This is a genomic window from Stenotrophomonas sp. 86428_Sma (genome assembly GCF_056481585.1).
This window is the reverse complement of the sequence record NZ_CM151156.1, coordinates 2936713-2949588: the sequence shown is the minus strand read 5'-3', so window position 1 is coordinate 2949588 and position 12876 is coordinate 2936713. Positions and strand designations below refer to the sequence as shown.

The 12876-nt window shown below is 67.7% G+C and carries 8 protein-coding genes; 4 read left to right on the top strand and 4 right to left on the bottom strand.

Translation table 11 applies throughout. The features are described from left to right. Nucleotides 1-204 precede the first annotated feature (204 nt). From ACZK3J_RS13505 to ACZK3J_RS13495, 3 genes are all read left to right on the top strand, one after another. A complete protein-coding gene (locus ACZK3J_RS13505; RefSeq protein ID WP_478475946.1) occupies nt 205-5232 on the top strand; it encodes a YadA-like family protein in 5028 nt (1675 codons plus the stop codon). Nucleotides 5233-5293: 61 nt separating this feature from the next. Further along, complete coding sequence (locus tag ACZK3J_RS13500; RefSeq protein WP_012511335.1) at nt 5294-6130, top strand: OmpA family protein; 837 nt, start codon at nt 5294-5296, stop codon at nt 6128-6130. Nucleotides 6131-6251: 121 nt separating this feature from the next. Then, entirely contained in the window at nt 6252-6542 is a 291-nt protein-coding gene (locus tag ACZK3J_RS13495; RefSeq protein ID WP_019659952.1) for a DUF6959 family protein, read from the top strand. A gap of 118 nt (nt 6543-6660) precedes the next feature. Here the strand turns inward: ACZK3J_RS13495 and ACZK3J_RS13490 are convergent, their stop codons facing one another. Further along, entirely contained in the window at nt 6661-7488 is an 828-nt protein-coding gene (locus tag ACZK3J_RS13490; protein ID WP_478475945.1) for a class I SAM-dependent methyltransferase, read from the bottom strand. 63 nt (nt 7489-7551) lie between these two features. Here ACZK3J_RS13490 and ACZK3J_RS13485 point away from each other — a divergent pair, with 63 nt between their 5' ends. After that, nucleotides 7552-7959, top strand: a complete 408-nt coding sequence (locus ACZK3J_RS13485) for a MerR family transcriptional regulator (RefSeq protein ID WP_032128067.1) — start codon at nt 7552-7554, stop codon at nt 7957-7959. Between the two features lie 73 nt (nt 7960-8032). On the opposite strand, the gene ACZK3J_RS13480 is transcribed toward ACZK3J_RS13485, so the two are convergent. The 3 genes from ACZK3J_RS13480 to ACZK3J_RS13470 all read right to left on the bottom strand — a co-directional run bounded on the left by ACZK3J_RS13480 (nt 8033) and on the right by ACZK3J_RS13470 (nt 12767). Further along, a complete protein-coding gene (locus ACZK3J_RS13480) occupies nt 8033-8749 on the bottom strand; it encodes an MgtC/SapB family protein (RefSeq protein WP_024957423.1) in 717 nt (238 codons plus the stop codon). 101 nt (nt 8750-8850) lie between these two features. Then, complete coding sequence (locus ACZK3J_RS13475) at nt 8851-10623, bottom strand: chloride channel protein (protein ID WP_478475944.1); 1773 nt, start codon at nt 10621-10623, stop codon at nt 8851-8853. 62 nt (nt 10624-10685) lie between these two features. Then, complete coding sequence (locus tag ACZK3J_RS13470; protein WP_478475943.1) at nt 10686-12767, bottom strand: TonB-dependent receptor family protein; 2082 nt, start codon at nt 12765-12767, stop codon at nt 10686-10688. Nucleotides 12768-12876 lie beyond the last annotated feature (109 nt).

Sequence of the window (12876 nt, the reverse complement as noted above, 5' to 3'; positions counted from 1 at the left end):
CTGCCGGAATTGCATATCCGCTTGCCGATATGGTTGCCGCTTCTGCATAACCGGCTGCCGATTCCGACCGTGGATTTGCCGGAATGCGCGATTGCCGTGCCGGAATGAAGTGCGCAGCCGCCGTTGCAAACGCTGAAATGTCAGTCACCTGCCTAACGGCAAGTCCACTGACATTCCAGTTGTTCGCCTACGGGGGAAATGCTCATGAACCGCATCTACCGGCGTGTATGGAACCGCCAGCTCAATGCTCTGGTTGTGGCCTCGGAACTGGCCACCGGCGATAGCGGCGGCAGCGCTGCCCGCGATCCGCGCAGTGTCCTGCTGATGCCGACCGCACTGGCCCTGGCCCTGCTGTGTGCGCTGGCCAGCGGGCATGCAGGAGCATCCGAATCCAATCAGTCGCTGCGTGATCTGCAGGCACTGGCCGCGAAGTACGCGCAGCCGATGCCGGTCAAGGTCGACGCAGAAGTCGCGCTGGCCGCGGCATCGCGCCAGGCGCAGAGCAGTCCGGCGATCAGCGCAGACGCGCGTGTGGGCCTGCAGCTGAGTACGACCTCGCTGCCGATCGTGCGCGACGTGCTGCCGGCTACCGTACAGGTGAAGCTGGCGGCGAACGCCGCGCCGAAGCAGGTCGCGGTTCCTGCACTGGCCGCCGATGTTCGCGCCAATGTCGGGCTGGGGCACGCAGCGTCCAATGTGGCGAAGATGGATGCCTCGCTGGCGGCCAACGTTGCGCCGTCCGCGCATGCGCCGCTCGGTGTGGCTGCGGATGCGCAGGCGAAGGCCAGGGTTGGCATCGCCGGTGCCCAGGTGGCCTCGATCGATACCGGTGCCAAGGCGGCCGCCGCTGTTGCTGGCGCATCCGCTGGCTCGCTGTCCGGCCTCAAGGCGTCCGTTGACGGCAAGGTGGATTCGCAGCTGAAGCTGGCGGGCCACCAGATCGATGGTCAGGGGCAGGTCAAGGCGACGGCGGCGGTCACGTTGCCGGCAAAGGAGGAGCTGCCGGGCGAGACCCATGATCGTGCGATCACCGCAGCTTTCGATACCGGTGTTGCCGGCAAAGTGCGCGTGCAGGCGCCCGATGGCCAGGAAGTCGTGGCCGACCGCAATCTGAAGCTGGCCGGCCAAGCGACTGTGGCAGCGCAGAACAGCGCACTGGGCGTGGGTGGCCTGGTGGGCGGCGTTGTCGGCGCGGCAGGTGGCGCCGTGGGTGGCGTGCTTGATGGCACCGTAGGCAACACGGTTGGTGCGGTGGGCGGAGCAGTGGACAGCACGCTCAATGGCGCCGTTGGCACGGTTGGTGCAGTCGGCGGCACTGTGGGTGGTGCACTCAACGGCACGGTCGGTTCGGTCGGCAGCACCGTCGGCGGCGCACTCAACGGAGCGGTTGGCACGGTGGGTGCAGTCGGCGGCACTGTGGGTGGTGCACTCAACGGCACGGTCGGCTCGGTCGGCAGCGCCGTCGGCGGGGCACTCAACGGTGCAGTTGGCACGGTGGGTGCAGTCGGCGGCACCGTGGGCGGCACGCTCAACAATACAGTGGGTGCGGTGGGCAGCACCGTCGGCGGTGTACTCAATGGCGCTACAGGTGGCAGTACCGGCGGCCTGGGGGGCCTGCTGGGCGATACGCTTGGCAATGTCGGCGGCGCCGTCGGCAACCTGCTCAATGGCAACCTCAACGGCACCATCGGCAATCTCGGCAGTGCCGTGGGTGGCCTGGTCGGTGGCACGCTGAGCGGCCTCGGCCTGACCAAGCCCTCGGCGATTCCGCCGACCAGCCCGAAGGCGCCGGCTCCGGCCGATCCGAACGCGGGCCTGATCATCGGCACCGGTGGCCTGGTCGGCAATGTCGGGCAGCTGATCGGCCCGACCACCACCAGCCTGTTCGGCGGCAACGGCTACCTGAGCAACGGCAACCTCAAGCTCAGCAACGCCAACGTGATGCAGACCTACTCGACGGTCAATGTGCTGGGCCTGCCGGTGGTCAACCTGTCGCCGGTCGGCAGCACCCTCAATGGCCTGGGCGGCGCCGTCACCGGCGGCAGCTCGCACCTGACCCTGATCGGCGGTGTCACCTCCGACAGCTACATCTACAACATCAACAACGGCAATCCGGGCGGCCTGCTCGGGCTGCTGCTGCCGAAGGATTCGCCGGCATGGGCGGCCAAGTGCCTGGATATTGTCCTCGCCGACATCTCCTGCTGGGCAGTCAATGCGGCGCAGGACTACCAGGTGCTGATGGGTGACGGCGCCTTTGCCAACGGTTCGAAGGAAGTGGTGATCGGTGCCAATGCCCGCCACGAGCTGCCGAAGGTCGATGCCAACGTCGCCTTCCCGGGCGCCGGCACCAATGATCCGAGCAACCCGACCGGCGTGCCGACCGCGGACTACGCCGCACGTATGGGCCATTCGGTGATCGTCGGCGACAGTGCGGTGGGCACGGCCAACGGGCAGACCCTGCTCGGTGCCGAGGCGACCTCTAACCAGGCCAATTCGGTCGCACTGGGCTACCGTTCGGCCGCGCTGCGCGGTGCCCAGGCCAGCTACAGCGCCTATGGCCTCACCGCGCCGCAGGTCTCGGCCGGTGAAGTGTCGGTGGGTACCGCCGGTGGCGGCGAGCGCCAGATCACCAACGTGGCCGCCGGTAGTGTCAATACCGATGCGGTCAACGTGGCCCAGCTGAAGGGCGCCATCAGCCTGATCGATGATGTGGCGGCCGCTGCGGTGACCTACGATCTGGACGGTGCCGGCAATCCGAACTATCGCCGCGTCACGCTCGGTGCGGGAACCGGCACTACCACCATCGGCAACCTGGCCGGCGGTGCGGTCACCGCCGGCAGCCTGGAAGCGGTCAATGGCGGCCAGTTGGCGGCGACCAATGCGGCCATCGCCAGCTTCTTCGGCGGTCGCGCAGCCTTCGATCCGGCCAGTGGTGCCTTCACTGCACCACTGTTCGAGATCAGCACCATCTCCACCGGCGGTGCGATCGCCAAGGGTCTGTATGAGAACGCCACCGATGCCTTCGCCGCGGTCGATGGTTCGCTGGTCAATCTCAACACGCAGATCACCGACATCCGCAACGGTGGCACCAAGTATCTGCGGGTGAACTCGACCGGTACCGAGGCACTGGCCAGCGGCGCCGACTCGATCGCGGTCGGTACCAACGCCCGCGCCACCGCCGCCAACAGCATCGCGGTGGGTGCCGGCAGCCTGGCTGACCGTGCCAACAGCGTGTCCATCGGTGCCGCCGGTGCCGAGCGTCAGGTCACCAACCTGGCTGCGGGTACCGCCGCCACCGATGCGGTCAATGTCGGCCAGCTGCAGGCGTCGGAACAGGGGGCACTGCGCTATGACCTCAATGGCGATGGCAGCGTCAACTACGCCAGTGCCACGCTCGGCCAGACCGGCACGGCCACCACGCTGCGTAATCTCGGCCCGGGTCAGGTCAGTGCCACCAGCAGCGAGGCCATCAACGGTGCCCAGCTGTTTGCGGCCAACCAGGCCGTGGCCACCCACCTCGGTGGTGGCGCGGCGGTCAACGCCAGCGGCGTGCTGACCGCACCGACCTACTCGATCAACAACGTCGCCGCCAACGGCACCGTGACCAAGGGCAGCTACAACGACGTCGGTACCGCCTTCGATGCGGTCAGCAACTCGCTGGCCAACGTTGCCGACCAGACCGATGAGATCGACAAGCTGGCCGTGAAGTACGACGTCGATGGCAGTGGCAACGTGCTCAACAGCGTGACGCTGACGGGTACCGGCACCGGCGCGGTGAAGATCACCAACGTCGCCGCCGGCAGCATCCTGGCCGGCAGCAGTGATGCCATCACCGGCGACCAGCTGTTCAGCACGAACAGCACCATCGCCAACTACTTCGGTGGCACCACCGCGTACAACGGCACCACCAACGTGTGGACCGCGCCGAAGTTCAGCATCTCCAGCATCGCCACCGACGGCACCTTCACCAGCGGCGACTACAACAATGTCACCGCCGCCTTCACTGCGGTGGACGGCTCGCTGAAGGTCCTCAACCAACGCATCACCAACAACAGCGGTGGCAGTGCCTACCTGGCAGTGAACTCGACCGCAGCGCCTGCAACGGCTGCCGGTGCGGAAGCGGTGGCGGTCGGCCCGCAGGCCAGTGCGGCCGGTGCCAACAGCGTGGCGGTCGGCAACGGCGCCAGCGCCAGTGCCGGCAACAGCGTCGCCCTGGGTGCCGGGTCGGTGGCCAGCGTCGGTGCGCAGAGCGGCTACACCGGCGCCTATGGCCAGACCGGCGCCAGCAACTCGGCCGGTGAGGTTTCGGTCGGCAGCACCGGCAGCGAGCGCAAGATCACCCATGTCGCCGACGGTTCCGATACGTACGACGCAACCAACGTCGGCCAGCTGAAGAACGGCGTGAACTACGCCATCGACGAATCGAAGAAGTACACCGACCAGAAGATCCAGAACATCACCAACGTGGCCGGCAGCTTCCGCGCCAACAACACCAACAACCTGGCCGATCCGTCCGCCAGCGGTGCCAATTCGGCCGCAGGTGGCGCTGGCTCCACCGCCGCCGGTGCCAACTCGACCGCGCTGGGCAATGGCTCGCAGGCGCAGGCCGACAACTCGGTGGCGCTGGGTGCGGGTTCGGTGGCGAACCGGGCCAACACGGTCTCAGTGGGTGCCGCCGGTGCCGAACGCCAGGTGGTCAACGTGGCCGACGGTTCGCAGGCTACCGACGCGGTCAACGTACGCCAGCTGCAGGCCTCGCAGCAGGGCACGATCCGTTACGACACCACGGTGAACGGCGCGACCAACTACAACAGTGTCACGCTGGGCAGCACCAACAGCGGCCCGACCACGGTGCGTAACGTCGCCGCCGGCACCGCCGGTACCGACGCAGTCAACGTCGACCAGCTGAAGTCGGGCATGGCGCAGACCCTGGACTGGTCGAAGGCCTACACCGACGAGCGCATGGGTGGCTTCGAGCGCGACCTGCGCAAGACCGACAACCGCGCCTCGGCCGGTATCGCCTCGGCAATGGCTACCGCGGCGCTGCCGCAGCCCAGCGAGGCCGGCCGCAGCATGGCCTCAATCGCGGCCGGCAGCTACAACGGCGAGTCGGGCGTGGCGGTGGGCATCTCCGGCGTCTCCGAGGGAGGCCGCTGGATCTACAAGTTCAGCGGGTCGACCAACAGCCGTGGCGAGGCCGGTGTGGCCGTCGGTGCCGGCATCCAGTGGTGATCGCTGTTGCCGGGCCGCACGCGCGGCCCGGCATCGCGGAAACGTCCAAAGGGGGAATGACATGAAACAGCATCGCATCGCCCGCACCGGCCAGATGGCCGCAGTGCTGGGCCTGGTCCTGGGAATGGGCCTGCTGGCCGCCTGCCGCAGCCATGCGCCGGCCGCCGAGGGTCCTGCCGAAACCACCGCCGTGCAGTTCCCGGAGGCCTCGAAGGCCTCGTTGAAGGAAGGCATCTATCCCGACGTCGCCGACCTGCGCCGTTTCGCGCCGGGCATGAGCAAGCGCCAGCTGTACACGCTGCTGGGCACGCCGCATTTCAATGAAGGCATGTGGGGCGTGCGCGAGTGGAACTACCTGTTCAACTTCCGCACCGCACAGGGGGCCGAATACTTCACCTGCCAGTTCCAGGTCCGCTTCGACAGCAAGGGCATTGCCCAGGGCGGCTACTGGAAGCCTGAATCATGTGCGGCGGTGCTGGACCCGCCGCGGCCGCCGGCCCCGCCTGCACCGGCGCCGTTGCCGGAGCAGCCGTTGCGCCTGTCCGCCGATGCGCTGTTCGGTTTCGACAGCGCGGTGCTCAGTGCCGAAGGCCAGCAGGCCGTGCAGGGCGTACTGGCGCAGGTGCGCGAGGCCAGTCAGGTGCAGTCAATCCGGGTGACCGGGTATACCGACCGTATCGGCAGTGCCAGCTACAACCAGGCACTGTCGCAGCGACGTGCCGAGGCCGTGCGCAGCGCGCTTGTGCAGGGCGGCGTGCCTGCAGCCAGCATCAGTGCCGAAGGACGCGGCGCGGCCGAGCCGATCGTGCAGTGCGAGCAGCGCAACCGTCGCGAGCTGATCGCCTGCCTGGCGCCGAACCGGCGCGTGCAGATCGCGGGTGTGGCGCAGCCACGCTGAGAATCCTGCGCCGGGACAAGTCCCCGGCATCCCGAGTCCCCCCTGACCGCCGGCAGGACGTGGCCACGTCTCCCCCGTTGTCCACGCCTGCCGGCGGCTCAGGTTTTCCATGGTGCACGCGATGAACGCCCAATTCCTGCCTCTTTCCATGAAGACGGAAACCACACTGAGTGTGTACGGCCAGCTCGGCAATCATGCGGTGGTGCGCATTCCCGGGCGGCGCCTGCCGGGGTTGATCCTGCAGGCAGACACCGTGGCCGGCTTCCTGGCCCAGCTGCAGGAAGCCCAGGCCTGCCTGCGCAGTGGGCGCGCGCAGCGCACCGACGCCGAGCTGGACATGCTGATCGACGTGCTGCAGCAGTGGTATGCGCTGATTGAATCGCGCCTGGCCGACGCTGGCGAGGCGCTGTAGAAGAAAAAGGGGACGGAGGGGATTAAGTCGTTCTGAAAAAGGGGACGGAGGGGATTAAGTCGTTCTTGCCCCGGCAGTGCCGGAAACGACTTAATCCCCTCCGTCCCCTTTTTTTGTATCAGGCGCGGGCGCGGACCAGCCAGCACGCCGCATCCACGCGTACCCGGTTGCCCTCGATGAACGGGGTGAATGCCGCCACAGCCTTGTTCCGGAGCGAGGTGGCGCGGTCTTCGGGCAGATTGCGCAGCGCCAGTCCCAGCGGGCCAAGTTGGCCGACATAGGTTGGCAGCTCGTCGCGGGCGATCGAACAGGGCAGGTCGACCGCAACCACTTCGACGTCCTTCCAGCCGGCGGCCTGCAACAGGCGCTGCACGCGCTTGCCATCGGCAAAGGCGAACTGGCCCGGTGCGCCAGGCGCACGGGGTGGTAGCTCGAGTTCATCACCAATGGCGCGTTCGGCCGTGGTCATGAACGGGTTCTCGTCGGCACTGCGCCAGGCGATGAAACGCAGCCCAGCGCCTGGCGTTGCAGCACGATGCAGGTTGGCGAAGGCGGCCTCGGTATCTTCGAAGAACATCACACCCAGCCGCGACTGGATCCAGTCGAAGTGCGCGGAGGGCAGCGGATGCTGCTGCGCATCGGCCACGATGAAGTCCGCGTCTAGTCCTGCCGCCTCGGCGCGCTGGCGGGCCAGTGCCAGCATCGGCGCGGAGATGTCCAGGCCGGTGCTGTGTGTCGCCGGGCGAGCGGCGGCTGATGCCAGCAGGCTGGCGCCGGTGCCACAGCCGATATCGAGCAGTTGCGTGACGGTTTGCGGAAGCTCGGCCACCAGCAGGTCGGCCATCGGCTGGAACAGACCATCGAGGATGGCCTGCTGGGCGACCCAGATCTGGCCGCCAGGGCCATTCCAGAGCGCATTCTGATCAACGGGGGATGTACTGGCCATGGCCTTGTCCTGCCGGGAAGTTGCCCATAGGTTGATGCTTGAAGGCGACTTGAGGTCAAGCCCATGCGTGAACTGGATATCGGCGAGGTGGTGAAGCGCAGCGGCGTGCCGGCCTCGACCCTGCGTTACTACGAGCAGCTCGGGTTGTTGCAGTCGCTGGGCCGTCGCGGCCTGCGCCGGCAGTACGACGATCAGGTGCTGGAGCGCCTGGCGTTGATCGGCCTTGGCCAGTCGGCCGGGTTGTCGCTGCAGCAGATCGGGTTGTCGCTGCCGCCTCAGCACGGATGCATTACGCTGGATCGCGAAGCCCTGCTGGCACAGGCCGATGTGCTGCAGCAGCAGATCTCCCAGCTGCAGCGGGTGCGCCGTCATCTACAGCGCGCGGCGGCCTGCCCGGAAGCACAGGACGCGCGCCAGTGCGGTTCGTTCCGCAAGTTGTTGAGGGCCCAGCAGCGCCTGGCGGGTGGGTGAGAGAAGCGCATACACGCATGGCGTGGATCTACTGCACCACAACCTCGGTAGATCCACGCCATGCGTGGATGAATCAATCGCGGGTACTGACTTCCCAGGTGGCATGCAGCACGCCCGGCACGTGCTCCATCCGCGCCAGCACAACGTCCAGCTCATCGGCACTGACGGCGGTACTGACCAGCACCGCGATCACATCGGTGGGCGCGTCGGCATGCTCGACCACCTGCACATCACCGACCGGATACTGCGCCGCTTCCAGCGCATCGACCAGGCGTTCGCGTACACGTGGCACCGCTTCGGCATCCACACTCAGGCGCACCTCGTAGGTGGCCTCGGTGGCCGTCTCGTTGATCGGGATGCGGTTGATCGCATTCACCAGCGGCCGCAGCAGGGTGTTGCCGGCGATGATCAAGACCGTCAGCAGCACGCCTTCGGCCAGCATGTCCGCGCCGGTGCAGCTGCCGACCGCCGCCGAGCACCACAACGTGGCGGCGGTGTTCAGCCCGCGCACGTTCATGCCTTCCTTCATGATCACGCCGGCGCCGAGGAAGCCGACGCCGGAGACCACGTAGGAGATCACCCGCACCGCCTCGGCGCTGCCGGCGATGCGCATGCCCAGGTCGACGAAGGCAGCGGCGCCGACCGCCACCAGCACGTTGGTGCGCAGGCCGGCGGTGCGTTGCCGGTACTGGCGCTCGGCGCCGATCAGCGTGCCCAGCACGAAAGCGGCCAGCAGGCTGACCACGGTGTCGGCGAAGGGGCCGGCCTGGAAGGTTTCAATGAAGCGCATGGCCGGAGTCTACCCGGTCGAGGTGACAGTAGATCCACGCCATGCGTGGATTTCGAGGCGGCCAGAAACGACTTAATCCCCTCCGTCCCCTTTTTGCGGGGTCAGTCGGTGTCCTCGACGCGCTCGCCCATCAGTTCGCGCTGGCGCTTGTCCAGTTCCTCGGCGTAGCGCTTGCGTACGAAGGCTTCGGAGACCACGCCCAGCACCTGGCCGTCGGCAGCGACCACGGCCAGTTCGTCGGCCTGGGTGTGGTCGAAGCGCTGCATCACGGTGACCACGTCCGCGCTCGGCAACAGTGACACGTCGCGGTTTTCCGCCAGTTCGCCGATCATGGTTTCGGGCTTCACGCCGTCGCCGTACACGCGCGGAATCTGCACGATCCCGGCGTAATGGCCTTCGCTGTCGATCAGGATCACGCGGCTGCCCGAGCCCAGCGGGAAGCGCTGGCGGAAGGCGGCGGCATCGAGGTCGGCCGGGGCGGTGGCCACGCCCTTGCGCATCAACCGGCCGGCGTTGAGGTTCTGCACCCAGCCGACGTCGCGGGCGCTCTTGATGGTCTCGCCGCGCAGGTGCATGCGCCAGGTCGAGAACGAGTAGCCGAACCACTGCCGCACGAGCGTGCTGGAGACCAGCACCGCGCTCATCACCACGCTGGTCAGCAGGAAGTCGTGCGTGCCTTCCAGCACCAGCATGGCCATGGTCATCGGTGCGCCGACCACGGCGGCGGCCAGTGCGGCCATGCCGGCCAGTGCGGCCGAAGTTGCATCAATCACCGGCACGCCGGTGGCCATCGCCAGCAGGCCGGCGAACAACGCGCCGACCAGGGTGCCCATGAACAGCGAGGCGAAGAACAGGCCGCCACGGAAGCCGAAGCCCAGCGAGATGCCGGAGGCCAGGCACTTCAGGGTCAGCAGGCCGCCGATCCAGATCAGTGGCAGATGCGTGGTCAGGTCCAGGTGCAGCGCGCCATGGCCGGACGACAGCACCTGTGGGCTGGCCAGGGCCAGCGGAATCAGCAGCAGGCCGCCCACCACCGGCCGTCCCCACAGCGGCAACGGACTGCGCTTGACCGTGCCTTCGATCGAGGCAATCAGCCGCATCACCGCGATGCCGACCATCGCGCAGCAGCAGCCGAGCAGACCGTAGATGGCGTAGTCGGCGGCGCGGACATCAATCGTCGAGGCCGCCGGCAGCAGGTAGGCCTCGATGCCGGCCTGGTCGGCCACGAACGCGCCGGCCAGCGCGGCGACCGCGACCGGGGCGAGTGCGGCCGGGGTATAGGCGCCGATGACGATCTCGAAGGCGTAGAACGCACCGGCCAAGGGTGCACCGAAGGCGGCGGCGATGGCACCGGCGGCACCGGCGCCGACCAGGATGCGCACATCGTTGCGACGCAGGCGCATCACCCGGCCCAGCTGCGAGCCGCTGCCGGCGCCCATCTGGGTATAGGAGGCCTCCAGGCCGACCGAAGCGCCGCAGCCATTGGAAACCAGGGTCTGGGTCAGCACGATCAGGTTGTCGCGCATCGACGTGCGGCCGCCATGCAGGGCGTTGGCTTCCACCGCATCCAGCAGGGGCCGCTTGAGCCGGGTCGCGGCCAGGCTGACCAGCCCGACCAGCAGGCCACCGAGCGGCAGTACCAGCAGCGCAGTCCAGGTCAGCGAGGGCAGGGAGCTCAGGCGCATGCCTTCGTCCAGCCCGTACAGGGTGCCCTGCAGCCAGCGTGCGATGCCGGATTGCAGCAGGGTCAGGTAGCCGGCGATCAGGCCGACCAGCAGGGCAAGCGCAATGAACCACAAGTCACTGCCACGCAGGCGCAGGCGCAGGCCCTGGAAGGCAGCATGCAGGCGCGATGGCGAAACAGGCAGTGACATGGTGGCGGCATGATACGCCGCCACCGTGATCGCCGCCGTCACTGCATCGGGTGGTTACCGGCTTAGAAGCGGTAGCGGCCCTGCACGTAGAAGGTGCGCGGCGCAGCCACCATGCGGCCGGCGTTGCCATCGACGTTGCGGGTGTACCAGCGCTTGTCGGCCAGGTTGTTGACGCCCAGCGCGATCTCGCTGTCACCCAGTCCCGGCACCTGCCAGGCCACCTGGGCATTCCACAGGCGCACGCCGGGCACGCGGCCCACGCGCGCATCGGCGCTCTCGGCCCAGGTGTTGGCCGCATCGGAGAACTGGCCGCTCTGGTGGGTGCTGGAGACATTGAAGGTCCAGCCGGCCAGTGCATAGCGTGCGCCGACGCTGTCGGTGTCGCGCGAGTAGAACGGCACGTCCAGGCCACGGTTGTCGCCGGACTGCTGGATCGCCTTGGTCCAGGTGTAGTTGGCGTACAGCTCCAGACCGGCCAGTGCGCTGTCTTCGGCGAAGCGGTACTCCAGCGCGCTTTCCACGCCCTTGTGGTCGGTGGCGCCGATGTTCTGGAAGGTTGGCGGGGTGATGCCCGGCACCTGCAGGATCTGGTTGTCGAAGCGCATCTTGAACACGGTCACTTCCGCGCGCAGTGCACCGTCCTGCCAGCGCGCACCGAGTTCGGTGGTCTTGGCGATTTCCGGATTCAGCGGGTTGCTGGCGGTCTGTGAGTTCAGCTGGATGTTCTGCACCGGCCCGAACGAGGTGGTGTAGTTGCCGAACACGGTCAGCTGCGGAGTCAGCAGGTAGGCGACGTTGATCGAGGGCAGCGCCTTGTCGTTGCGGCTGCTGAAGGTCGCCGCGCCACCCGCCTGGCGGCGGTCCATGTCGATCCACTCCATGCGCACGCCCGGGGTGATGCGCCACTGGCCGATCGCGATGCGGTCGTCGATGTAGAAGGAGTGGGCATCGGTGGCGTTGTCGAAGCGGGTGGTTGCACTGGCCGCGCCGGTGCGGCGGGTGACGGTGTAGCTGCGGTCGTTGCCACGCTCGCGCAGGAAGCGGTAGCCGGCGGTGATGTCGTGCACGCTGGCGCCCCAGTGCAGGCGCTGGGTGTAGCGCGGCTCGATGCCGAGCACGCGGTAGTCGCGCGGCTGCACGGTCAGCTGGGTATTGGCGGCGTTGATCAGCGAGCTGGCACGGCTGCTTTCGTTGTAATAGGCCAGCACCTCGAACTCGCTGTTGGCCGACAGGGTGTTGGTGTAGCCCAGGTCGATGCCGGTGCGGTGGCCCTTCCAGAAGTCGGTGGGGCGGGTGTTCAGGAACGGGTCGGCCTCGTACTGGGCGCGGGTCAGGCCGCCCGGGGTCAGCGAGCGCACATCGTAGTAGGACAACTTGGCACGCAGTTCCTGCTGTTCGTCGATGGCATAGGCAAACTTCAGCGCCAGGTCGTTGAAGCGGTCATCGCTGCCCTGGCGCCAGCCGCGGCCGTCCTGGCCGGAGTACAGCAGGGCCGCGCCCAGGCCGTTGTCGCCGGTGCCGCCGAGGAAGGCGCTGTACTGGGTGCTGTCGCCGCCGCCGTGGTCGTAGGCGGTGTAGCGCACACCGGCTTCGCCGTGCAGGCCGGCCTCGGTGGGAATGGCGCGGGTGCTGAAGTTGATGATGCCGCCCACGTTCTGCGGGCCGTAGCGCACCGCGCCGCCACCGCGCACCACGTCGATCGATTCGATGTTGGACAGGCTGGTCGGCGCGAACGACAGCTGCGGCTGGCCATACGGCGCCACTGCCAGCGGCACGCCATCGAGCAGCACGGTCGAGCGCGGCGAGTAGCGCCCGGTCAGGCCGCGCACGCCGATGTTCAGCGAGACCGAACTGCCGGCGGTGCCGGAGTTGTCGGTGACCTGCACGCCGGGGATGCGGCGCATGGCATCGCCGATGCTGGCCGCGCCGCTGGCTTCGATGCGCTGACGGTCCACCACGGTGCGCGCGCCAGCGAAGCGCTTCACGCTGTCGTGCAGGCCGGTGCCCAGCCAGCTGCCGGAGACCTGGATGCTGTCCAGCGTGGTGGCGCCGTCCTGGGCGAAGGCGCTGACAGCCGGGAGCAGGCACAGGGCGAGGGCGGCGGCCAGTGGCAGGCGGGCCGTTTGCGGGGCGCGGATGGGCATCGATGCAGGTCGTGGAAGGGCGTAAATGAGAATTATTGCTGATTCCATTCGCCAATGGAATGCGTCTCCGGTTCATGCTGATGGGCCGGTGGTAAAGTGGGTGATTGCT